The sequence below is a fragment of the Streptosporangium sp. NPDC002721 genome (assembly GCF_042888905.1).
GTDB lineage: Bacteria > Actinomycetota > Actinomycetes > Streptosporangiales > Streptosporangiaceae > Streptosporangium.
Map to the genome: position 1 here is coordinate 133,577 of NZ_JBIAQI010000018.1, position 23,167 is coordinate 156,743.

Annotated in this window: 22 protein-coding genes and 1 pseudogene; 8 read left to right on the plus strand and 15 right to left on the minus strand. The window is 69.2% G+C overall.

Translation table 11 applies throughout. From position 1 onward, the window contains the following. The first annotated feature begins 4 nt into the window (after positions 1-4). The 5 genes from ACFYWM_RS25775 (at position 5) to ACFYWM_RS25795 (ending at position 5,879) form a co-directional block, all read left to right on the plus strand. On the plus strand, positions 5-1,330 hold the full coding sequence (locus tag ACFYWM_RS25775) for a hypothetical protein (protein ID WP_389918153.1): 1,326 nt from the start codon (positions 5-7) through the stop codon (positions 1,328-1,330). Between the two features lie 93 nt (positions 1,331-1,423). Beyond that, positions 1,424-2,485: an NAD-dependent epimerase/dehydratase family protein gene (locus ACFYWM_RS25780; RefSeq protein ID WP_389918154.1), complete on the plus strand. Its 1,062-nt coding sequence runs from the start codon at positions 1,424-1,426 to the stop codon at positions 2,483-2,485. Next, a complete protein-coding gene (locus ACFYWM_RS25785; protein ID WP_389918156.1) occupies positions 2,482-3,639 on the plus strand; it encodes a DegT/DnrJ/EryC1/StrS family aminotransferase in 1,158 nt (385 codons plus the stop codon). The genes ACFYWM_RS25780 and ACFYWM_RS25785 overlap by 4 nt, the downstream gene beginning before the upstream one ends. A gap of 162 nt (positions 3,640-3,801) precedes the next feature. Then, complete coding sequence (locus ACFYWM_RS25790) at positions 3,802-4,686, plus strand: glycosyltransferase family 2 protein (RefSeq protein ID WP_389918158.1); 885 nt, start codon at positions 3,802-3,804, stop codon at positions 4,684-4,686. A 107-nt stretch (positions 4,687-4,793) separates the two neighbouring features. Then, on the plus strand, positions 4,794-5,879 hold the full coding sequence (locus ACFYWM_RS25795) for an MBL fold metallo-hydrolase (protein ID WP_389918160.1): 1,086 nt from the start codon (positions 4,794-4,796) through the stop codon (positions 5,877-5,879). A gap of 13 nt (positions 5,880-5,892) precedes the next feature. Here the strand turns inward: ACFYWM_RS25795 and ACFYWM_RS25800 are convergent, their stop codons facing one another. Together ACFYWM_RS25800 and ACFYWM_RS25805 are read right to left on the minus strand one after the other, a co-directional pair. Then, on the minus strand, positions 5,893-6,762 hold the full coding sequence (locus tag ACFYWM_RS25800) for a hypothetical protein (protein WP_389918162.1): 870 nt from the start codon (positions 6,760-6,762) through the stop codon (positions 5,893-5,895). Beyond that, positions 6,759-7,952, minus strand: coding sequence for a hypothetical protein (locus tag ACFYWM_RS25805; RefSeq protein ID WP_389918164.1), 1,194 nt, complete (start codon positions 7,950-7,952; stop codon positions 6,759-6,761). Before ACFYWM_RS25805 ends, ACFYWM_RS25800 begins: the two co-directional genes overlap by 4 nt. Positions 7,953-8,125: 173 nt before the next feature. On the opposite strand from ACFYWM_RS25805, the gene ACFYWM_RS25810 reads away from it, so the two are divergent. Continuing rightward, the gene (locus ACFYWM_RS25810; RefSeq protein ID WP_389918166.1) at positions 8,126-9,466 is read left to right on the plus strand and encodes a hypothetical protein; all 1,341 of its coding nucleotides are present in this window, start codon (positions 8,126-8,128) and stop codon (positions 9,464-9,466) included. A gap of 4 nt (positions 9,467-9,470) precedes the next feature. Here ACFYWM_RS25810 and ACFYWM_RS25815 read toward each other — a convergent pair whose 3' ends face one another. Both ACFYWM_RS25815 and ACFYWM_RS25820 read right to left on the minus strand, forming a co-directional pair. Continuing rightward, positions 9,471-9,737, minus strand: coding sequence for a hypothetical protein (locus tag ACFYWM_RS25815; RefSeq protein WP_389918168.1), 267 nt, complete (start codon positions 9,735-9,737; stop codon positions 9,471-9,473). A gap of 208 nt (positions 9,738-9,945) precedes the next feature. After that, a complete protein-coding gene (locus tag ACFYWM_RS25820) occupies positions 9,946-10,407 on the minus strand; it encodes a lipid asymmetry maintenance protein MlaB (protein WP_389918170.1) in 462 nt (153 codons plus the stop codon). A gap of 170 nt (positions 10,408-10,577) precedes the next feature. Here ACFYWM_RS25820 and ACFYWM_RS25825 point away from each other — a divergent pair, with 170 nt between their 5' ends. Further along, complete coding sequence (locus ACFYWM_RS25825; RefSeq protein WP_389918172.1) at positions 10,578-10,952, plus strand: helix-turn-helix transcriptional regulator; 375 nt, start codon at positions 10,578-10,580, stop codon at positions 10,950-10,952. A gap of 86 nt (positions 10,953-11,038) precedes the next feature. On the opposite strand, the gene ACFYWM_RS25830 is transcribed toward ACFYWM_RS25825, so the two are convergent. From ACFYWM_RS25830 to ACFYWM_RS25875, 10 genes are all read right to left on the minus strand, one after another. Next, positions 11,039-11,662 carry a recombinase family protein gene (locus ACFYWM_RS25830; RefSeq protein ID WP_389918174.1) on the minus strand — a complete coding sequence of 208 codons (624 nt, stop codon included), beginning with the start codon at positions 11,660-11,662 and terminating at the stop codon, positions 11,039-11,041. Positions 11,663-11,667: 5 nt separating this feature from the next. Beyond that, positions 11,668-12,018, minus strand: coding sequence for a hypothetical protein (locus ACFYWM_RS25835; protein WP_389918175.1), 351 nt, complete (start codon positions 12,016-12,018; stop codon positions 11,668-11,670). A 272-nt stretch (positions 12,019-12,290) separates the two neighbouring features. Continuing rightward, on the minus strand, positions 12,291-13,382 hold the full coding sequence (locus ACFYWM_RS25840; RefSeq protein ID WP_389918177.1) for a DUF6744 family protein: 1,092 nt from the start codon (positions 13,380-13,382) through the stop codon (positions 12,291-12,293). Positions 13,383-13,490: 108 nt separating this feature from the next. Further along, positions 13,491-13,742 (minus strand): hypothetical protein, encoded by a 252-nt coding sequence (locus tag ACFYWM_RS25845; RefSeq protein ID WP_389918179.1) that lies wholly within the window; start codon positions 13,740-13,742, stop codon positions 13,491-13,493. 40 nt (positions 13,743-13,782) lie between these two features. Then, positions 13,783-15,390 (minus strand): VWA domain-containing protein, encoded by a 1,608-nt coding sequence (locus tag ACFYWM_RS25850; RefSeq protein WP_389918181.1) that lies wholly within the window; start codon positions 15,388-15,390, stop codon positions 13,783-13,785. Between the two features lie 13 nt (positions 15,391-15,403). Beyond that, positions 15,404-16,633, minus strand: a complete 1,230-nt coding sequence (locus tag ACFYWM_RS25855) for an AAA family ATPase (RefSeq protein ID WP_389918182.1) — start codon at positions 16,631-16,633, stop codon at positions 15,404-15,406. A 188-nt stretch (positions 16,634-16,821) separates the two neighbouring features. Next, complete coding sequence (locus tag ACFYWM_RS25860) at positions 16,822-17,214, minus strand: hypothetical protein (RefSeq protein WP_389918184.1); 393 nt, start codon at positions 17,212-17,214, stop codon at positions 16,822-16,824. A 291-nt stretch (positions 17,215-17,505) separates the two neighbouring features. Next, entirely contained in the window at positions 17,506-18,612 is a 1,107-nt protein-coding gene (locus tag ACFYWM_RS25865) for a hypothetical protein (protein ID WP_389918186.1), read from the minus strand. Between the two features lie 22 nt (positions 18,613-18,634). Beyond that, positions 18,635-19,657, minus strand: coding sequence for an integrase (locus ACFYWM_RS25870; protein ID WP_389918187.1), 1,023 nt, complete (start codon positions 19,655-19,657; stop codon positions 18,635-18,637). 187 nt (positions 19,658-19,844) lie between these two features. Next, positions 19,845-21,770, minus strand: a complete 1,926-nt coding sequence (locus ACFYWM_RS25875; protein WP_389918189.1) for a hypothetical protein — start codon at positions 21,768-21,770, stop codon at positions 19,845-19,847. Between the two features lie 164 nt (positions 21,771-21,934). Between ACFYWM_RS25875 and ACFYWM_RS25880 the strand changes: the two genes are divergently transcribed. Continuing rightward, positions 21,935-22,108, plus strand: coding sequence for a hypothetical protein (locus ACFYWM_RS25880; protein ID WP_389918190.1), 174 nt, complete (start codon positions 21,935-21,937; stop codon positions 22,106-22,108). Positions 22,109-22,288: 180 nt separating this feature from the next. Here ACFYWM_RS25880 and ACFYWM_RS25885 read toward each other — a convergent pair. Further along, positions 22,289-23,031: pseudogene (locus ACFYWM_RS25885) on the minus strand (hypothetical protein). Positions 23,032-23,167 lie beyond the last annotated feature (136 nt).

Genomic DNA, 23,167 nt, shown 5'->3' on the forward strand with positions numbered 1-23,167 from the left:
CGCCATGCACGACGCTGAATGGGACTACGCCCACACCGACTACACCGACTACACCGGCCCGGCCGCGCGGCCCGGCCCGGCTGGACTCGCCGACAGCGAAGCCGACTGGCGTCGCCTCCACCTCGACACCCCCAACGGCTGGCTGCTGCGCAGGAACGCGATGCTGCAGGCGCTGACCAGCGGGCAGCCGATCCACCTGATGCACATCACCACGGCGCTGGACGCGATCCGCTCCAGCGGGCAGCTGCACGCCTCAGCCGGCTGCCTGGTGGGGGCGCTGTACTGCGCCCCCCTCACCCAGGAACCCGGCGGTTTACGCCCTCACAACCTGGGCGCCTACCTGCTGGAGACGAAACACGACACCCGAACCATGGTCATCGAGATCATCCCTGATGGGCCGGTGCCCGCCAAGGGGCTCGACTATCTGCGGCTGGGCGGCATCCACCTGCGCACCTACCTCAACCACCGCGCCTTCCTCACCGGCGCCGAAGACGACCAGCTGCGCCGGACAGCGGTGAAACGGGTCCGTGCGGCGGCCGGGTTCCTCGACGTGGTGCTGGCCAACGCCTGCGGCAGCCGCACCCCGGACGCCGAGTTCATCGACCGTCTCGCCGCCGCCGTGCAGGACCTGCCGTTCTTGGGCTACCTGTACTTCGAGGTGTTGTCGGAGTATCTGATGCTCCACTCGACGGCGCCCCAGACCAAGGCGTACGCCGAGGCGTCCGGGGAGATGAACAACCGCCTGTACAAGCAGCTGGCGTTCTCCGCTGTGGCCAGCATGGGCCGCCTGTTCGACCTGACGCTCTTCGGCCCGGACCACAACCAGCTGGTGCATCTCGTCGGGCAGGTCGAATCCGGTTTGGCGCCGGGCGCGGCCGGTTACGTCCGGCGTCGCCTGCCGCACCTGTTCGCCTGCCTGGCCCTTGCCCCGTCCCAGGACGCGGCCTCCGTCACCTTCCAAGGCTGCGACTTCGACACGCTCGCGGCGGCCGCACCTGGCCTGCTCGGTCAGCTCGTCTTCCGGGAGATGCGGCGCCTCCAGCGCTACCCGCAGCTGTTTCCCCTGTTCGAGCAGGCCAAAGCCCTGGAGGTGTACGACTACTGGAACACCCACAAGATCCCCACCCCGTTCAACGGCACGCTGCCCAAAGGGGAGATCGGCGTCAATCCGGCGTCGCCGGCGGTGGCCGGCTGCACGGTGTGGGAAGCCGAGACCTGTGAGCGGGGTCTGCTCCACCCGGTGGAGCAACTCGACGTGATCTTCGTGCCTCGTCTCACCGACCTGCGCAGCACCGCTCTGGGCAGGGCCGCGTTTCCTCGCGGCGGCTGACCACCGCCGCCGCCCCTTCACGCCGGGCCGCCGCCCCACCGGCGGCCGCCCGCACCTGCACGACTTCACCCACCCCATCGGAAAGGATTTCCGTTGCGTATCGTCCTGCTCGGCGGCGCCGGCTACCTCGGCACCGTCGCCACCCCATACCTGACAGGTCTCGGCCACCACGTCACCGTGGTCGACGGCCTGATCTACCACCGCAACGACCACCCGCACCGCCTGATGCCCACCGTCTCGGCCTTCGTCAACGCCGACCTGCGTGACCCTACGGCGTTGCGCCACGCGATGACCGACGCCGACGCGGTCGTGCACCTCGGCGGCCTGGTCGGCGAACCGGCGTGCGCCGTCGATGAGCGGCTCGCCGTCGAACTCAACTACGCCTCCCCCGTCATCGCCGCGAAGATCGCCGCCGCTGTCGGTGTCCCCCACTACGTGTTCTTCTCCTCCTGCAGCGTCTACGGCAGCCGTGAAGGCACCGTCGACGAAGACACCGCCCCGAACCCGCTGGGCATCTACGCCCGCACCAAGGTCCTGGCCGAACAGCGGCTGGCCTCCCTGCTGGAGGGCCGCGCCGACCTGACGGTGCTGCGGCTGGCGACCGCGTACGGGCGCTCTCCGCGTCAGCGCCTGGACTCGGTCGTCAACCGCATGACCGCCCAAGCCGTCACGACCGGCCGTATCCCGCTCAACGGCGGCTCGCAGCGGCGCCCCCTGGTGCATGTCGCCGACGTCGCCCAGGTGCTCGCCGCCACGCTCGACACCCCCGACGGGCAGCGAACCTTCAACGTCGGCTCCGACCGCGAGAACTTCACCATCGCCGAGATCGCCGAAACCATCGAAGCGGCGGTGCCCGGCTCACGCATCGACCGCGGCCCCGAACGGGACGAGGCAGACGCCCGCGACTACCGGACGTCCTTCGCCCGGCTCGCGGCCGCGTTCCCCGGCGTGTGCGGTACCCAGTTGCGTGAGGGTGTGAACGAGGTCGCCGAAGCGGTGGCCACCAAGGAGGTGGGCGACCCCGACCTGCCCGAGTACGACAACTTCAAGGGCCTGGTGGCGTCCCGCGAAGCCGGGCACATCGGCGCCCTGCGGTCCGCCGAATGTGAACACATGTACGGCGAGTACGCGACCGCCGAATGGAGCGCACGATGATCCCGCCCGTTGAAGCGCCGCTGCTGCTGCCGTGGAACCGTCCGTCGATCGGCGAGGAGGAGATCGCCGAAGTCATCGACACCCTCCGTTCGGGGTGGCTGACCCACGGCCCCAAAGCGACCCGGTTCGAGCGGGAGGTGCGGGACGCGCTCGGCGTTGAGGACGCCTTCGCGGTGTCGTCGTGCACCGCGGCCCTCCACCTCGCCTTCCTCGCCGCCGGTATCGGCGACGGCGACGAGGTGATCACCCCGAGTCTCACCTTCTGCGCCGCTCCGAACGCGCTCCTGCAGGTCGGGGCCCGCCCCGTGTTCGTCGACGTGGAACGGGCCACGTTCAACATCGACCCGCAGGCAGCCGAAGCCGCCATCACCGACCGCACGAAAGCGATCGTGGTCATGCACTACGGCGGGCATCCGTGCGACCTGCGCGCGTTCCGCAAGCTGGCCGACGATCACGGACTCCTGCTGATCGAGGACGCCGCCCACGCCCTGCACGCCAGCCGCGACGGACAACGCGCCGGCAGTGTCGGCGACCTGGCGGTCTTCAGCTTCTACCCCAACAAGGTGATGACCACCGGGGAGGGCGGCATGCTGGTCGGCCTGAGCCGGTTCGTCCAGCATGCTCGCCTGCTGGGACGGCACGGCATCGACTCGTCGGTGTGGCAGCGGCACGGCACCCGCAGCACCGCCGACTACGAGGTGGTCGCCCCCGGCCTGAAGTACGTGATGTCCGACGTCACCGCCGCCCTCGGCGTCCAGCAGTTCCGCAAACTGCCCGCCTTCACCGCTCGCCGCGCCGAGATCGCCGACACCTACACCCGGGCCCTGACCGGCCTGCCGGGCCTGGCGACGCCGACCGTCCTGCCCGGAGTGCAGCCCGGCTGGTTCCTCTACTCGATCTTCATCGACGCGGACAGCGCGCCGCTCACCCGCGACGAAACCGCCCACCACCTGCTGGCCGACCACGGGATCGCGACCAGCAAGCACTTCACACCCGTCCACTTCCTGCAGCTCTACCGAGGCACCGCCACCCACCCGCTGATCGTCACCGAAACCGTCGCGGCGCGGCAGCTGTCCCTGCCCTGCTACCCCGCCATGACGTCCCAGGACGTGAACCGGGTCATCGCCGCCCTTCACGCTCTCTGGCAGCGCTGACCCGGCAGGCGCCCGCCCGCGCAGTTCGCGGGCGGGCGCCACACCCGATGCGCATGTGGCTGACGTTAAAACACGGCGACGCTAGGGTGAACCGGAGAAGAACCACTGCCTCGCCCATCCCTCAACAGGTCGCGCAGAGCGCTGCATCGTCCGGGAGACGTGATGACCAGCCCGCAGACCACCGTCGTTGATGTGGTGGTCCTCACGATGAACGACCGCCCCGCCGAGTGCCGGCGGGCGCTGGCATCGCTCCTCGCCCAGCAGGACGTCGAACTGCGGGTGGTCATCGTGGGCAACGGCGTCGAACCCGACCACGTGCCCGCCGACGCTCACGCCGTCGCCCTGCCCGTCAACGTGGGCATCCCCGAAGGCCGCAACGTCGGCGCCGACGCCCTGGGCGACCCGGGCGGCGAGTTCGTGTTCTTCCTCGACAACGACGCCGTCCTGCCCACCCCCGACATCCTGGCCCGGCTCGTCGCCGAAGCCCGATCCCACCCCGACGCCGCCTACATCCAGCCGCGCATCGCCGACCCCGACACCGGTGTCACCCTGCGCCGCTGGGTGCCTCGGCTACGCGCCGGCGACGCCACCCGGCCCGGCATCATCACCGTCATGGCCGAAGGGGTCGTCCTCGTACGCCGCGCCGACTACGAGCAGGCCGGCGGGTGGCCCGGCCACTTCTTCCTCTTCCACGAAGGCATCGACCTGTCGTGGCGGCTGTGGGACCTGGGCCGCACCGGCTGGTACGCGCCCGGCATCGTCATCCACCACCCCGCCACCGACCCCGCCCGGCACGCCAGCTACTACCGGCTCGTCGCCCGCAACCGGGTCTGGCTCGCCTACCGGCGCCTACCCGTCCTCCTCATCCCCATCTACCTGACGGTGTGGACGCTGCTCAGCCTCGCCCGGATCCGGTCGCGGACGAACCTCGCCGTCTGGGGTGCCGGCCTGTGGGAAGGGCTCAAGGGCGGGCACGGGCAGCGCCAGCCGATGTCCTGGGCCACCGTGCTGCGCCTGGCCCGCGCCGGCCGCCCCCCGATCGTCTGAGCGTCCGCACGGCGCAGCGCCCCTGGCCGTGATGAGTCGCTTGAGACCTGCGGCGGGTACCACCACCGTCAGGGCCTGAATCAGACCCCCAAGACGCCAGGAGACCCATGAGCAGCACTTCCGACTTCACGCACCTGTATACGGCCCAGGACGAGGACCTGATCGCGATCCTGGCGGCGGCCGACGCAGCCGACATCGCCCTGCACCACCCCGCGCGCGTCAAACCACAACCTCCGGCCCGGTCGACGGCGCCCGGCACCTGCGAGGTGCTGCTGCTGGGAGCGCTGGGGTGCCGGTACGGGATGCTCGCCGGTGGCGCCGGCGGCCACCTGATCCGTACCGCGACCACCACCGTGCTCATCGACCCCGGCCCGGCCGCACTCAGCATGCTGCTGCAGCTGATCGAGCAGGGCCTGTTCTCCTGGTCGGAGCTGGACGCCATCGCCGTCACCCACCTGCATCCCGACCATTACGCCGACGTGATCCCCTGCCTGGAAGGGATGGTCAGCTACTCCACCGGCGGCCGCAAACTGCTGCTGGCCAACCCGACGGCCGCGGCGAGGTTCGCCGCGTTCTCCCCGTATCACGCGGGCGAGGGCGGGCTGGCCGAGCTGGTCACGCTCGCGCACCCCGAGACGGAAGGCCCCGGCAGGGCGTCGGTCACGGTCGGCGATGTGACCCTCCACGCCGTGCCGGCGGTGCACACCGAGGAGGCCGGGCGCAGCCGCAGCGCGATCGGCCTGATCTACGAGAGCACCATCGGGCACATCTGGTACACCTCCGACACCAACCTCACCGAAGCGTTGCTGGGGCACGTGGCGGCGATCTGCCCGACACCGACCATGGTGATCGCCCACGCGGACGCCTCCAACATCGACCAGGTGCCGGGCCGGGCTGAAGCATGCCACCTGGAAACGCGGGATGTGCCCGTCATCGCCGCGACCCTGCACGCTCGTCACGTGCTCATTCAGCACTACGACATCGCCTACTCCGCCACCGACTACCGCATCGCCCAGGCGGTGTTGCTGCAACGGCAGCTCGACCGAAGCAACCTCCCCACGCGGGTGCTGCCCTCCGCCAGCGGCCTGCGCCTGGTCCTGACCGACACGAAGGTCATCGACTACGGAGTCGTTCTGGGCAGCGACGCGGCGTCCGCCGTCGCCGACTACCTCCGGGACCAGGCGCGCCTGTGAGCGGGCCGCCTCGTCACCGCGTCCACCGATCCTCGGCCAGCTGCTCGACCTGGTGGGCGATGTCGTGCGGGGTGCCACGCACCGCGTAGCAGCCGGTCGAGCCGGTGAGGGCGTGCACGTACCGGATGCGCTGCCGCTGGGCGTGCTCGTCCTCCAGCAGCCGCAGCGGCTGCTCCCCGGCGTCGAGGAGGCGGTCGAGCAGGTGTCCGCTGCCGTGCAGCCACGCTGTGGCCGCCGTGTGCCGGTCCACGCGCTCGAGAGCGCCGCCCTTCGCGGAAGGGTCGGTGTCGAGGGAGACGAGCACCGCCGCCGCCACCGGGATCCGGCCCGGCCCGGCGGCCGCCATGTCGCGTCGGCGTAGATCGACGATGGCCGGCCCGACTTCGGGCAGGCTCAGGTCGGGAAACCAGCGGCGGACCGCGCCGCGTCGGCCGAGGATCGCGGTGGTGCCGCCTCGTACGAAAGGGCCGCCGTCGGCGGCGACGTCGAGCAGGGTCACATCACCGGCCAGCCACTGCCAGCCGCGGGCCGCGAGCGCGAGCCCGGCCAGGGTCTTGCCCGCGCCGTGGCCACCGAGGAGCAGCACCGCGCCCTGGCCGGGCCGGTGCATCGCGACGGCGTGCACACACAAGGTGCCGGCGGCCAGGTGCAGCACATGCAGATGCGCGTTGATCACCCGGCGGGCGTCCGGCGGGGCGTCCGGGACAGCGACGCCGCGGCCCGCCAGATGCTCGCCGGGGTGCAGCAGCTCAGCGGAGGCGCCGGGCACGTGCGGTGCGATGTGCGGCCACGCCGCGATGACGTCGTCTCCGGCGGCAACAGCCAGGGTGCGTCCGGCGCTGGGCACGACCACCAGTCGCCGCGACACGGTACCCGCGCTCACTGGGCCGCCACCTCCAGCAGCTCGGCCAGCGTCTCCCACACCGGGGCGTGCGGCAGATCCCGCAGGTGGGGCACCGTCAGCCGGATGGCAGGCACTTCGGCCAGCATGTCCGCCCAGCTCGGCGTAGGCCAGGTGATCTGGCCGGGGGGCGGGCCTCCGGTCACCCCGAGCAGGTCGGTGGAGTACAGCCGCCGCCCGGGGACACTGGCTGCGCCCGCCAGCACCGCCTCCGCTTCCGCTGGGTCCAGGGCGACGGCGCGCAGGGGCTGGGAGGTTTCCTCATCAGGGTCGGGGACCACGTGCACCACGGCGCCCAGCTGGGCCGGAGGCGCCCAGTCGACGATGGCCCGGTGCTCGCCGGGGGTGAACAGCACCCGGCGCCGGAGCACGCCGCCCACCCTGCGCTCCTGCTCCACCCCGCCGGAGGAGGCGGCCAGTTCCTCAGGGACGCCGACCCGGGTCGGCCACCCGGCGACGATCCCGCCCATGCCGATCATCACCAGGTCGTCGGCCATGAACCGGGCGCCCAGCTCGTCGCAGGCGCGGTGCGCGAGCGTCGACTTGCCGCCCCTGCTGCCCGCCACGAACAGCACCGCCGTACCGTTCACGGTCACTGCGGAGGCGTGCAGCATCCGCCACCCGCCATCCAGCATCCGGGAGGAGAAGAACAGCCGGGCCAGCCAATCAGGCCAGCGCCGCGACGAGTCGTCGTAGGGGACGGAGACGCGGGTGAGGCGTTGGACCCGGTCGACTTCCATCAGCGCCGCTGCGCTTCCCGGCCGGTACAGGCCCAGCAGGCGCAGCAGCCCGTTTCCGGTGCTGGCCACGGCCAGGCGGGGCCCGCCGTGCGGGGAGGTCAGCATGGGCCGGTCGGCGAGCAGCGCGTTAACGTCCTCCGGCCGCTGGTCGAGCTCGTCGCGGTCGACGCGGATCGTCCAGTTCACGCTGGGGCCGGCGTCGCTCACCGTGCACGGCGGCACCATCACCGTGCTCACCCCCGCCACCAGGGACGGAACACCGACGACCCGCAGCCGCCACGGGTCGAGCACCAGGTCCACCGCCAGCTCCGGGGCGGTGTCCACGGTCTGCGGCAGAGGTTCCGGCCCCACTGCGTCCTGGGAACCTTCACCGAGACCCCCGCTGGGTTCGGCCGCGAAGGCGAGCGCGCCGCTGGTCTGCGGTTTCGTCACGAAAAGCTCCTTCCCTGAAGGGCGCAAGGAGCAGGCGACGGCTACACCGGAACTCCTGTCACCTCTCGCACCCACCTCGTCACGGTCTGATCTCAGACAAGCGGGTGTCGGAGGTGGGCGACAGGGCCTCGCCGTAGTCTCGCTGTAATCCCCCAGCCGCCAAGGGACAGGGCATGAGCAGCGATCAGTTTCTGATTCGTCACCCTCTGACGTACCTGCGGGCGCAGCGCGGATGGACTCTCGCCGACGTCGCTGAGCTGGTGCAACGCCGGTCAGGCCTGAACATGGCCACCCACCGCCAGAAGGTCTACCGGTGGGAGCACCAGGTCGTGCCCGAACTCGCCGCGCAACTCGCCATCGCCGAAGAAGTGGGGGTCGACGCTCAGACGGTGTTGAATCTCGGGTGGCCGTCGTGGTTGCTGACGGCCGACGGGACCGAACCACTGGACCAGGCGTGGACACCTGAGACGGCGAAACAGATCATGGCGGGGTGCATGAGCGCAGACGGCGACCGGCGAGGATTCCTTCTGCTGTCGGGGAACGAAACCGCGGAACTGGCAGGCGCCTGGGCCACCATCCCCACAGGAAAGATCATGCGCGCTGGTGGCGGCGGCACCGTCGACGCCGAGGTGGTGACCTGGGTCGAGGACGCCATTCACCGGCTGTGGCACCTGGACGACCTCGTCGGCGGCGACTACTGCCTGCACCTCGCCCAGGCCAACCTGCAGCTGATCTCCCGGCTGTTGCACGGGGGCCGCTACCGCTCAGCGGTCGAGCGACGCCTGTACGGCGCGGCCGGCGAGCTGCTGCGCTTCGCCGGCTGGTGCGCGTTCGACAGCCACCGGCACGCCGCCGCGGCACGGTACTGGCACGCCGGGCTGCGCACCTCCGCCGCCGGAGGCGACACCCTGACCGGCGCCTACATCCTGTCGCTCATGGCGATGCAGCACACCTACGCCGGAGACGGCCGCGCCGCGATCAACCTGCTGCACACCGCCCGCGAACGCATCGGCCCCGGGGCGCCCCGCACGGTGCACGCCATGCTCGACGCGTGGCAGGTCCGCGCCCATGCCGTCGCCGGTGAGGCCCGCCAAGCCGTCGAGGTGCTGTTTCGCGCCGACGACCACTGGGGGCGCCGCGACCCGGACGACGACCCGCCGTGGATCTACTGGATGCGCCAGCCGTCCCACACGATCGAGGTCGGCGCGGGCTTCGTGCAGCTCGGCCGCCCCGACATCGCGGTGCGCCTCCTTGAGGACGGCATGGCGGAGCGCGGCATCGACTACACCCGTGACACCGTGCTCGGCCTGACCGCCATCGCCGACGCGCAGCTCGGCCAACACGACGTGGACGGCGCCTTGGAGACCGCGCGCCGCGCTGTCGACCTCGTCACCGACGTCGAGTCCAGCCGCGTCGTCGACCAGCTCAACGCCTTCGCCCAGCGGCTGCCCGCCGAGGAGGCGCAGGTGCAGGAGTTCCGCGCCTGCCTGGACGGGTTGCCTTCGCCCAGCTGAGGGTCTACCGGTTCCGGCGAGCGGGCCGTCCGGGGTGCGGCACGACGTCGTAGTCCACGCCGGGCAGCGTCACGATGTCGGAGGATTCCACCCACCGGTGCGTCACCATGTGCACCAGGTCGGTGCCAGGTACGTCGCGGGTGTGCGGGATCGCCAGCTCACCCCACCAGATGACCATGTCCCCCGCCGTTCTGCGCCAGCGCAGCAGAAACGCGGGCTCACCCATGTACAGCACCATCGGCGGCATCCGCAGAGGCTCGACCTCGTCCACACCACATAGCGTAACTCGAACACCAGATCGAGACAGAGACATGAGGCTCGCTGGTAGACCGGCGGGCCCTACCGGCACTTCACCGGTCAGGTGGACGCCTACATCGGCGGGCTCCTCTCTATCGAGGAGGCATGTCTAAGCACCAGCGCGCCCTAGTGAGCGCCGCCGAGTCTTGGGCAAAGGTCAGCCGCAGATCGGCTGGACGCTGTCATGCGCACTGGTCGAGGACGTCCGCCCGCTCCAGCAGGCCGAGCAGGCGGCGCATGCCCGTCGGCACGTTAACCAGGCGGGCCACGCCGTCGCGGCACAGGCCAGTCAGCATGCGCAGGCCTGCGAGATCGACGAACTCCACCTGGCCGACGTCGATGACGAGGATGTCCTCGCCGGACTGGACCTGGGCCAGGGTCTGGGCGGCCTCCCGGGTGTTGGTGGCGTCGAGTTCGCCGATCAGCCGGACCGCGCCTCCGGGCGGGGCCGGGCTGTAGGTGATGCGCAGCGTGCGGTCGAGGTAGAGCACGGCGTCAACCCACTCACCGGATGTGCCCTGCTCCTGGACGGTCATGGTTTCACCGTCGAGTGTGCGTCGCGGGCCGACGGCCGAGAGGTTCGGCAGCCGGTGGCGCCGGGCGCGGGAGTCGACCGGTACGGGCCGGTGCTGCACAACAGCCATGTGATCGATCCCCTCGCTTGCCTGATGCACGCCGAAGAACCCGGGTGTCTCCACCTTATGCCTGAAAGAAGATACACGAAAGACGTTTCCGGTATACTTCTTCCCGTTCTACCATCTGTAACCTGTTCGTTCCATAGTGATCTGGTCTGGCGATGCGAGGAGGATGTGACGTGGCCGAGAACAGTCCCAATCAGCCGTCGTCCTCGTGGACCTTCCTGACCCACCACGCCCGGGTCCTGCTGGAGATCGCCCGCGACCCGCAGGCGCGCCTGCGCGACATCGCGGCCGCCATCGGCATCACCGAGCGCGCGGCGCAGGGCATCGTGACCGACCTGCACCAGGCCGGCTACCTGACCCGCGCCAAGGTGGGCCGCCGCAACGAGTACACGATCAACCCCGACCGGCACTTCCGCTACCCCACCGAGGCGGATACGCCTATCGGCGTGCTGCTGGACATCTTCGGCCGCCACGACCAGGCCCCACGCAGTTCAGCACCGCTGAGGGGAAAGCGGCTGCGGGCGATCGGCTTCCATCGCCGCAAATAGCAGAAGGCTGCGCTGTAGGGGCTCGGCCAGGTAGTGCTCGTGTTCGTACAGGCCCGCGCGGCGAGCTGCCCGGCTGGCGCACGGACCTACTGCTCGGCCTTGCGCAGCTCTAACAGCCTGGCTGCGAACACCGCTTCGGCGCGGGCGGCTTCGGCACGCGCCGAAGCCAGCGCGGGCGGCACGCCGAACCCGGGCGGGCTGTCGCCCTCCACCTCGGCCAGGCGCGCCTGCGCGACCTGCATCTGCCCCCTCAGCAGCGACAGCCCGCCGTCGTGCCACCACAGCGGCGCCGTCGCCACCGGGTCCGCGCCGTCCCCCACGGCGAGCGGGTCACCGGACACCGCCCGGATCTGCGCCGCCTGCTCGTACGGTATCGCCGCGTCCGGTTGGAGGTCCTCCAGCACCACCAGCTCCTTGGACGCCCGGGCGAACAGGTCGGCCAGCTGCGCCAGGTCCTCGGAGTCGCGGCCCAGCCGCGGACGGTCAACGACGAGAACCCGGTCGACGACGCCTGCGGCCACCAGCGCTTCGAGCGCCTCCCGGCCCGGGCCGACCGCGCCCACGTCGGAGCATTCGGCCACCACCGTGCCGCCGGCTTGGCGCGCGTAGTCGCGCAGGCCCGACATCTGCGCCGCCACGTGGTTGAAGGTGGCGGCCCGCCCGTACAGCACCCAGCGCGGCACCACGGACCCTGTTGCTTGCCCCGTCATGACCTTCACCCTCTTTCGTGGTCTTCGGAGTGGTGTTCTCGGCCGACGCGACCGGCGCAGCAGCCTGCGGCGCGGTCCCCGAGGAGGGCGATCATAGCCCCGGCCTGGTCGTCGCCCACTCCGCGGAAGGTGCGGCCGTTGTCCTCGGCGGTGGCTGTCCACGTCCCGGTGTCGGCGCGGACCAGCGTGATCTCCGGCAGGGTGAACGCGACGTAGGCCCCGCCGGGCCCGAAGCTGATCTCGATCCGCGCGGCAGGTGCGGGCGAGCCCCTCAGGCCGTCCGGCGCACCAGGCGGACCGGCGCCCAGCGGCTCACGGCCCTGGTCGGCGGGGACATGAGCGGGTCGATCGTTCACCCTCCGATCTTCCTGTGTTGATCTTCGCCTGTCCGGGATTTCCGCGCCTCGTCGGCCACACGATCCCATCGGGCCGGGCAGACGGAGCAGGCTGGGCGAAAGACCGCGTGGAAGGCTCTGAGCCTGCGCAGGACACACCATCACCGGCCGGGAAGGGTCGGGGAAGGGGGGTGGCGGCGGGGCTGAGCGGCTCGCCGCCCCACACAAAAATCCCGCCCCCCTTGCTGGCCAGGGAGGCGGGACGGTTCGTTGCGCGGTGGCACGTTGCTACCTCACCCGGCCCGGTTCATCAGGTTGCTGAACTGGGCCTGGACCAAAAGCAGTGACGCTCTGGTCTCCTCCAGGGAGGAGCTGAGCAGGGTGGAGTGCTCGGTGGTGGAGTCCTGCAGGGCGCGGAACCTCTTGAGGAGGTTGGCGACGGCGGCTTCGGAATGGTTCTCGCGCTGGGCGGCCGCGATGTCGAGGGCGAGCTTGTCGAGGTCCTCCCGGGCTTTGGTGGTAAACGCGGCGATGATCATCTCTCGCATCTCCTTCTGGTCCGGGAGGGGAACGCGGGCCAGGTGACTGCCGGCCCCGAACCGCTGGGTCAGCTCGCGCAGCGCGGCGAGGGGTCCAACCTGGGAGCGGTGGACGAAGTACACGCCGCCGCTGGCGCGGACCCTCACCGGGTTCAGCGCCTCGACGTAGGTTCGGACCACGGAGCGGAGCCGGTCGCTGGTGTAGAAGCGGCACTGCCGCTGGTAGGTGTCCTCGATGTCGGCCAGCATTTTCTGCACCTTCGCCTGCTCGTCTGCGCCCAGCTCGCCGATCGCGTCGTGGGCTGGTGTCACTTGCAGGACGCCGACGCCGGGCCGGCCGCTGCCCAGCGGGTCACGCCAGAACTCGATCTCCGCGAGCTTCGTGTTGTAGGACAGGCGGGTGCGTCCCTCATCGCGGACTTCACGGACCAGGTGGCGGGTCACCTTCAGGTTGTCCCGGCTGACGTGGCGGACCATCAGGGTCACCTCGGTGACCTTCTCTCCCGGCGCGCGGCGCCGCCGGGGGGTGGCGGTGTCGCTGAGCCGGTAGGTGGAGCGAACTCCGGCCTTGCCGGTGACTTGCTCGTAGGCGTCGACTTGCCGGATCGGTGGCGGCAAGAACTTGGAGTCCAGGCCGAGCTCCAGGAACCAGCGGTGCAGGTCGTCGAAGGTGACGCGGCCGTCGAAGACGGCGTAGAAGAGGAGGTATCCGAGGATCGGCGTATCCCCCTGCTCCATCGCGGCGGCGTACGCGCCGAACCCTTCGAGAGCCTCTCTCGCGCCGGCCTGGTGCGTGGCGGGTGCTGGGGATGCGGCGGGGGTGGGGGTGGGGGTCTGGCTGGTCATGGTGGTGGTCGCCTCTCATGCTCGTGGAAGCCAAAGCACTTACTTATATCAATATCATATCTTACTATGCTTTTGATATGCTGCGGTTTTCTGTTTGTTACCGATCGCCTACGGCATGAAGTGCGTGATGCCAGGGATGGCGTCGATAGCGCGGCCCGCGGCCTGCGCCTGCTCGCCGGTCGCCATCAGCTCGTGGTCAGGCGCTCCGAGCGCCTCCCGCAGGTCATCCAGCGTGCAGCCACACATCTGCCACGACTGGTGAACCTGCATGCCGCCGGAGGTCATCGTGGTGATGCTCAAAACGCCGGGGGTGTGCCCGGGGTGCGGGTCGATTCCCTCGGAGGGAGGTGGGGAAGCCATACCGGTTCTCCTGACTGATGGGGCGCTGATCACTGGCGGGTCAGATGAGGCGGAACATGTCGGCGCTGACGTCGAGGTCGGTCAGGTCGGTGACGGTGCGCACGGAGTCGCACAGCTCCTCCAGGACAGGGCCGGGGCTGCTGGTCACCGTGACGCCGAACACCCGGTGGTCCAGGATGGCCTTGCGCTTGCGCCACTCCCCCATCCACTCACCGGTCACCCGACACTCACCGTCGGTGATCAGCACGATGTCTCCGTGCCGCATCCCTGCGGTGTCGTGCTGCTCCTGCAGCACGTCCGCCGCCGCGTCCAGCGGGGCCTGGAAACTCGTGCCGCCCGCGAAGAAGTGTTCGGCGAACTCCAGCACCTGCCCGATGTCGGCGCGGCCCTGGGGGAACCGGAACACCCGCACCTGGGTCTCGCTGGAGAACAGGACGCCGACGAACGTCCGGCGGGAGGCGCGGGCCTGATCCAGCAGGGCCAGGGCGAACGCCTTCGCCCACGCCTCCCGGGTGATGCCGTTGCCGTCGGCCTTCGTCATGGAGGAGGAGCAGTCGACGCAGGCGATGATGGCGCCCGCCCCGGCCGAGTCCTCGCCGTGCGTCTCGTACGTCATCAGCCTGCCCTCGGCCAGGCGGGCGGCGAACTCGGCGCGCAGCGCGGGCACCGCCAGCGCCACCAGCTCCGAGGGGACGAGCCGCGACAGGTCGTCCCCCATGGTGACGCCGATCAGCTCGCCGGGGGCGCCGCGCACCCTGCGGGCACGCTCCCCCTTGGCCATGGCCCGGAACCGGCCGATCAGCAACGCGAACTCCGCCAGCCGGCCACCGGCCAGCCGCTGCGCGAGCTGCTGGCGCTCCTCGAAGCTCATCCGCTGCAGGTCGCCGGGCTGCACCCCCCACCCGGCCATCAGCTCCGATTCCTCCCGGGCCTGCTGCTCGGCCTCGGCGGCGGCGGCCCGGGCCGCCGCGTGGATGCGGGGGGCGGCGTCGGTGAGCGCCGACCGGGCGGCCTGCTCGGCCTGCTGGGCGGCCTGCTCGGCGGCTTCGGCAGCCGCGATCGCGTCCGCCACCTGCGCTTCGGCGTCCTCGGGGACCTGGCCGTCCTCGTCGGCTGCCTGCTCGGCCGCCTCCAGCGCCGCCTGCACCGCGTGGGCGGCGTGCTCGGCTTCCTGCTGGGCTTCGGCCGCGGCCTGGGCCGCCTGCTGCGCGTCCCGGGTCTGGTCGAGCATGGCGCGCAGCGCGGCCCGCTGCGCCAGCACGGCCATCGCCGCGGCGTAGGGGTCGCCGACGGTGTGATCGCGCAGCGCCGTGAAGTCGGCAGCGTTCAGCAGCGCCTCCACCACCTGGTGGTTCAGCAGCCTGGAACGGTCCATCTCATGGCGCGGGTGCAGCTCCGGCACCGCCTTGTAGGCGGCGGTCCACACGTCGCGCAGCAGGTCGTCGGTGTAGTCGTGCACGTCGGCCAGGTCGTAGGCCAGCTCCCGCAGGGTGGGCGCCTGGTCCCAGGTGTCGCGCCAGGCCAGCTCGTCGAAACGGTCGTTTTTGACGGCGTGGGTGTGCGGGGCGGGCGGGGCGGTCAGGCCGAGCCAGCGCCCGGCCTTGGTCGCGAGGTCCTTCAGGGCGGTCAACGGCTTGCGCTTGATCATGTCGTGTCTCCGTTCAGATGTTGATCATTGAGGGGTCCATGCCGAGCACCTCGACCAGCACCCGGCCGTGCACGGCGCGGCGCTTGGCGTTGACCTCCTCGATCTGCGTCGTGGACCGGCCCGCCGCCCGCGACTCCGCGATCATCTCCTCCAGTCGCCTGCCCGCCGCGGGCAGCTTCTTCGTCGCCTCCTTGACCGCCCACTCGTCCAGCGCCTCGCGCGACTTGCCCTTGAGCGCGTCCAGCTCGGCCTCCAGCGCCACGATGCCGTCCAGCAGCTTCAGCGCCTCACGAGCATCGGGGTTGACCATCGTCAGCACCTCCTGCTTCACGGTGGGCAGCTCCTCCGGGGAGCTCCACAGCACGTGCGTGAGCACCTGCAGGTCGTTGACGTTGATGGCGGAGCGGCCGGCGAGGAAGGCGCACGCCTGCAGCAGCCGCACCGACTGCCGCCAGCGGCGGTCGGAAACGATGATCCCGGCCTGGCGCAGCGAGGCGCGCAGCGTGCACAGGGCGTCCACGACGGAGTCGGGGACGCCGATGCCGGGCACGTGGCGCTGCACGGCGGCCTGCAGGTCGTCCAGCGGCACCGTGGTCGGTGCGGCCGCCGAGGCGGGCACGAAGGCCGAGCGGACCAGCTTCGCGAAGTTGCTCGGGTCCTCCAGGTAGTCGACCTGGATGCGGACCAACAGCCGGTCGTACACCGCGGCGCTCTCCTCACCGGACGGCAGCTCGTTGCTGGCGGTGATCGCGCTGATGAGGGGGCAGACGATCGGGGAGCCACCGTTCTCCGGGTGGTACAAACGCTCGTTCAGCAGGCCCAAGAGTTCGTTGAGGGCGCCGGATCCACACTTGAAGATCTCGTCGATGAATCCGATGTGGGCCGTCGTCGCGCGGCCGTCCCACACCTGCGTGTAGGTGCCCTTCATCAGCGCCGCGACGTCGATCGGGCCGAACATCTTCTTCGGGTCGCTGTACTTGCTGAGCAGGATCTCCCACAGCTGGGCGCCGGTGATGCGGCTGGTCAGGTCGCGGGCCAGCTCGCTCTTGGCCGTTCCGGGCGGGCCGAGCAGCAGGCTGTGCTGGCCGGCCAGCATGGCCGCCACCAGCGGCTGCACCACCGCGGAGCGCTCCATGTAGCGGTCGGACAGCTCGTCGACGATCGCGCGCAGGCGCGCGGCCGTGACGCTGCCGTCTCCCGGGTCCGCCTGGCCCGGCGTCGGCTGTAGCGCTGTGGTGGTCATCGCCCCTCCTGGGTGGTCTGGAAAGCCCTGACTGACTTTCGCTTATATCTTTATCATAGGATATTACGTATTGGATAGCATTGAGATTCGAGAAAAAGGCCCGCTTGTTTTCATCCAGCAAGGCCGTCAGCCGAATCACGCAGGCCCGAGCCTCGGACGAGGCCGCGCGCGCGGCATCTGGCGGCGCACTACGCGATGCCCCCCGAAGGGCGGACGTTGATCTCGTCCCCACGTACCTCGAGGACCGCGCCGACCGGCAGCGACTCGGCGAGGGTGATCAGGTAGTCCGCCTCAGCGGCGACCTCCTCCTCGATGCCGGGGAAGCCGTACGCGTCGATCATCGCCTTGACGTACTCGTCGCGCGTCATGGCGACCTCGCTCACCATGGCGGTGGTCGTCGCCCGGGCGGTGACGAATCCCGCGAAGGATCGGGCACAGCCGCAGCCGCCGTCGGGGTTGACCTCGGGAGTGCTGTCCCGCGCGCAGACAGAGGCGAAACGAACGAGTTCACCTTCCTCCCCGCAGTGAAAGTCGTTGGCCCGGTGGCCCTGGGTGCGGGTCGTCGCGATGAGCAGCTTCATGCGTCCTCCCTGGGAGTGAATATATCAATATCATAGCATCATATGTATTTGATATGAATATGGGTGCGGGTGTGATTACCTCCGCCCCGAAACTCCCTGCGATGCCTTCGCGTGAGACACCTAAACCAGCGCCGCACCACCCGCCACAGCTGCTCACCAAGATCCGAAGAACAGGCTGAACTCGATCAGCCGACGGTGCTTAACCACCGGCACACGGCGGCGACGTACTCATCCGCAGACTGCCCAGCCGGAGGTGGCAGCAGACCAGATAACCGAGACGAGCGCAGCGGACTACGTGGCGACGACCCGCGGATTGTCATCCGGCCCGTTTTCCTGAACGCCTGTGAGGCCTACGTCAAGGACGCCGAGGGCCAGCCGCGGGTCGGTGTACAGCTGCGGGTTCTTCTGCATGTGCTCGACCTGCTCGGGGGTTAGTTCCCGCACCAGCGGCACCCCGTCGACTTTCAACACGAGGATGTTACTGAAGGTCAATAACGCATTCTGGGTCTCTTGCAGCGACGTGAGCAGTGCTGCGATCGCTTCGCCTTGCGCCTTGGTGATCTGCGACTGAGGCTCCCCATGCCACCGCGCCTGCGCGCCAGCTTTTATGATTCCCGCTGCGTCGTCGATACGTTCCGGTGTCGTCTGCCGATTGAATGCGGCTACGAACGCCTGCCAGATTGATCCACGCACGGGGTCGCTAGCCGTTTCGATCTTCAAGCCGAAGGCCGTCAGCGTCCTTTCCAGTGCCGCCCGGACCTTGGTGTACTCATTTTCGTTGTCGATGTAGAGAACAACCGGCGTCGGGGAAACCTCGCTCGCGGCCGTCACGATCTCGTACATTGTTTTTGCGAGCTGAATCTCGATAGGCGATGCGCTGCTCCCGCTAGCGGACGGCGATATCAACATCCTCAGCGCGCGAAGAAGCTTCGGCGTGAGCAGCCCCGACTCGCGTAGTTGGTCCGCCAGGAGTTCTGGAGGCTCGCCCGTGATGGCCCTCTCGTACAGCTCGGCCGAGAGCTTGATCACATGTATATCTGCTCCCGGCTCTAGCGACAGGGGATCCAGCGGCGCTGTCCGTTCCGGGGCAAGACGTCGTTCATGCTCGTTTTTGTAAGCGCGGATTAGCTCGGCGCGTCTCTGTTCTTCCGCCACCATAGTGAGATGCCTCTCAACCATCTCGCGAAAATGCTCGATTTGAAAACGCGACGATGGCGGCACAGAGAGCAGGCCCCGAAGCAGTTTCTCGCCAGAGGCGATGAGATCCCACGTCTGATATTTGAGGGCAGGGGGCAGATCCAGCTCTTCTCCGCTCTGCGCGTAGGATCGCCGCGACTCCTCCAGCCGCGCTATCAATTCGTTGAGCAGTTCGTGCGGCTCTTGCTGGGGTTCGGACATGCAGCGCCTCCTTAAGAACTTCTCACAAGCCGACACCACGCATGGCGTTGTCGCGCCAGCGGTCGACGGCGCGGATGTAACGGAGCAGCACGGGCGAGGTCGGCGACCAGCGGCCGTGCTTAGCGATGATCGAAACGGAGACACGGGCGGCGTAGGCGACGGTGGCGCCGCCAGCACGGAGACTGTGCGCGGTGTACTCCTGGGCGCGCGGGACGCCGGCCCGGATGGCGCAGGAGCGGACGATCTCATTGACGGCGTCGCCGCCGAGGGACCGGCCGATGGTGTCGTGGACGTACAGGCGGCGCAGCAGTCGGCCGTCGTGGTGGCCGGCCTCGTCGAGGAGGCGGGTCCAGGCCAGCCAGGCGTCGACCGGGTCGGTGAGCGGGTGGTCTCCCCGCGGGACGGCGATGATCTCGCCGAGGCTATTCTTGTCGGTCTTGCTGGTGCGGATCGCCACGTCCAGGCCGTCGTCGGTCTGGGTGACGTCAGCGCGGTTGAGGGCGACCAGTTCGGAGCGGCGGCCCATGAGGGCCAGGCCGAGGACCAGGACGATGCGGTCGCGGATGCCGACCACGGTGTCCTGGGGGCAGGCGTCGACCATGGCGCGCAGGATGGGGATGGTGACGGGCGGTGCTTCCTTCTGGTGGCGTTGCCCGTTCTCGGCGAGGTGGCGGCGGTGCTGGCGCAGCACCTGCAGGGCGGCGCGGCCGTGGGGCTGGCCTTCGTGTCCGGCGTTGGTGTGGCAGCTGCGGATCGCGCCCATCGCCTGTTCGATGCTGGCCGGGGCGTAGCCGGTGTCGGCGAGGTGCGTCACGTAGTCGGTGAAGGTCTGCGCGGTCGCCGGCAGCGGGACGCGGCCGCCGTTCGCGGCGCACCAAGTGGTGAAGGCGTTCCATTGGCGGGTGTAGGCGCGGCGGGTGTTGGCGGGGACGCTGTCGGCGAGCCGCAGACGGGTGCTGTCCGAGATCGTGAAGTCTGCATCCGTGTAGGCGGGTTGCGGTTGCGTGAGTGCGGTGCCCGCCTGGTCGGGTATGGCGAGTTCCACCCCGTCCCTCCCCGGTTGCTGGAGTACCCGTGATAAGCCACCTTATCGCGGGTATAAAGCCAGGGTCAGTTAACCCCTGAAATTTCCAGGAGGAAGTCAAGCGAGATTCGCGCACATCACATGGAGGCAACGGAGGTTCTCGTACAATAGGACGTAGCCGAGCACTTCGGGACTATGCAGGCATACCTCACCATGGATCGCTGATCCGGCCATCAGCCTCCAGCCCAAACCACAGCAGATTCCTCCAGCGACTCTCTCCACCTCCCTCTTCGTGCCACCGCTGCCGAGCCACGTGCCACAACACGCCGTACAGCCCAGCATCAGCCGCAGCCCAAGCCGCTTGCTCAACGCCTGCTTGATCCCTTATCGCCAGCCACTCAAGCGAATGCAGACGGTTCATAACAGCGGGGCTTTTTGCCTCAAGCGCCGCCTTGGGAATCTTGAAATTTACCGGAACGGGCGTTCCTATGTAGCTTGTGAGCGCCGCCGGTATTCTAGGTAGCAGATCATCAATTATGTGACCTCGCTTATACATCCAGAACTGGATTAAGGTCTGCAACCCGTTAGCTTCATCAGCATCAGCTGCCGCCTGAAATAGAGCTGCGGCGTGCCGGTAACGGTAACGGACCTCGGCGGCTTCACCCAGGACGACGCGATCGGTGGCGTAAACAGCGGCGGCCTGCCAGAACTCAGCAGGGGGGCATAGCGGGTGACGCTGAAGGGAACCGTGCTGCTCCAGGTAGTCGGCCAACCGGTAGCAAGGTTCGCCGCCGTCCATGTCAGCCGAACCTGTCGAGCTGCCAGGGCGGGGGCGGATGCGGGTCAGCGGCGGACGGGTACCACGACAGGGCTCCGGATCGGTCAGGTAGGCGAACGCCCGCTCCAGCCAGCCGTTCGGGAGCAGATCCCACTGCTCTTGGGTCAAGTAACCGGCGGCGGCCTCTTCCAGAAACCGGCGCGGCAAGGCTGGGCCGTGCCCCAAACGGCGGGCATCAATGGCCGCTTCCACGATGGCCTGGGCGGCAGGTCCAGCCTTGTCGTAGCGGTCGATCAAAGCCGGGCCGCCAGCGAGATACTGGGTCAGATGCCCCGAGGCGGCTCGGCTGAGGGCTTCAGCAAGCCGCGGGTCCCCGCTCTGTTCCGCGCGGCAGATCGCGGCTTCGTGGTCGGCGCCGGTGAACGTTTCCGGCATGCTGATGCTGGTGCCCTTGAGAAGTTCCCGGGCCTGGGCGTACGGGTCAAACGGGGAACCGGGCGGGGTCGTCAGGGTTTCCCAGTACTCCCGCCAGAGCGTGCCGACCACCAGTACCGGGCCTCGCTCGGGGGTGTCCAGTAGCTCGCGCAGTTCTGCGGCGATCTGCTCACCGACGGCCGGGTCGGTGGTCATCAGGTAGTGCTGGGTCTCGTTGAGCCACACCACCGTGTGCGGGCCGACGCGGGCCAGATCCGCTACGGCAGCCGCAGGTTTTCCCGGGTTGAAGGGATGCCACAGCCGCCACGGCTCGCCCAGGCTGCGGACCGCTTCCCAGCAGGCACGGGTCTTGCCGGTGGAGGAGTCGCCGACCAGCACCACCAGGCGGCAGGCGCCAGTCTGGCCTTCCTTCACGATCGCGTCCAAGGCGTCGTCATGGGCGCGACGAATGTAGGCCGGCAGTACGTCGTCGTGGTCGGGCGCGGCCGGCCCGGCGGTAATGGCGGGGTGTACCTCCAGCGCCAGCGGGTTCAGGCCGGCGATTGGTCTTCCCAGCCGATCGGGTGCCCGGGACGCAGCCAGCTGCGCGGCGGTCCACAGGCTGCGGGCCTGGGCGGCGGCGTCGGCTTCGTCCCAGCGCGCTTGGCGGGCCAGCACCCTGACCACAGCCACCACGTCGGCCTGGTTCGGGGGGAGCTGTGGCGACCCGATGATCCGGTTGACGCTGTCGCGCGCAGGGGCGCCAGGCAGGTCATCATCGGCGGCGATGGCGGCGGCGATGTCGTCCAGGGACGGGCGATCGGCCTGGACGTACAGCTCGTACAGCAGAACCTTCAGATCGGCCAATGGTCCCGGCGGCACGCTGGGGCGTTTGATCGGCCGTGGTCGGCGCTTGTCGCCTTCGATCCCATCGCGACTCATCGCTTCATCATCACCCCGATGGTGTGGTCATGCAGTCTCAAGTGCTCACAAACCGGCAACGGTGAGCCATCTCATCGCAACTCATCCCGGCACTTCGGGACGGCCGGAGGCTGGTCTCAGCTGGCCAGCCCGTCCTTTCCGAGCTCACCGTGCAGGAGCCGAGCATGCACCACATCCCCGAGTGGATTCCATTGATCGTCAGTGGCTTCAACCTGGTTACCGCCGTCATCCGGTTGATCACCGTGCGCTTGAAGCGCCGCGGTGCTGCCCCCGCGCCCGAAAGCGATGGCACCTCCCCGCCGGAGCCGGAGTCCTCCACCGGTCGCGAGGGCCGGTAAGACTAGCGGGCGGGGGCCGGAACGCTCGTTTCTGCCGGCCCCCGCCCCCTGGCGCGTCCTCATTGCGGGGAGCTCTGCGTGCCGCTCCACTCTCTCGAGGGCGGCCAGGTCAGTGCTCCCCGGCCAGTTCTCGGATACCGTGTCCACGCCCAGCTGAGCAGCCTCCCCAGCCGCGCTAGCTTACTGGGCGTTGAGCAGTAGGGCGGCCTGTACCTTGGTGAGGGCCTCGGCCAGGACGTTGCTGAGTCTGTCGGCCGAGGCGATGTCGGCGTCCAGCGCGGCCAGGCGGACATCGACGAGCAGCATCTGCAGCTCGGCGGCGTCGCCTGAGTGGTTCGGCTCGTTTCGGCAGTCGCCCATCGCCGCGTTCCACTCGGCGCTGCTGGTGACAATATCGAGCCCGTCGCCTACAGCCGACAAGGCACGGGATACGGCCTTCGGACTGCCTGCGTTGTTGATGAACGCGGCCTCGATCTTGCTTTTGAACGGGGCAGCCAACTGGATCGCGGTGGCGCTCCAGCTGGCCAGAAGCCGTAGGGCGTCGGCGTCGGCCGTGCCAGGGGCCGCAACGTAGGCCAGCAGGGACAGGCCCGGGTCGGCGGCGAGGGTGAGGACCTCGTAGGTCAAGGTGATGTCGCCGACGACGGGGGGCGTATCCATTTGGCGCCCGTTCGATGCTCGCGCACGTTGTGAGTGACCCAGCGGATACGGAAGTCGTCGCTGCGCGTGGCAAGATCGCCGATGAGTGCGGAAAGCTGCTTGTCATAGGGGTTGCGGGTGACGACGACCCGCAGGAACGCGACGAGTTTATCGGCGACGGCGGGCCAGTGGGGGTAGAAGCGCCGCGAAGCGGGGTCGAGGAAGATGAAGCGGGCGAGGTTGACCGGCCGGGGGCGTTCGGGGAAGGAGTCAGGGTCCTCGATGCCTCACAGCGGGCAGAAAAGAGCATGGCCCAGGCGGTTGGCCACCAGGATGTCCGCGTGGTGGTTGCCGACCAGTACCGGGGTGATGTACCCCAAGTTCGGTGGAGTCGGCTTGGCGATCGCCAGGGCGGCTCGG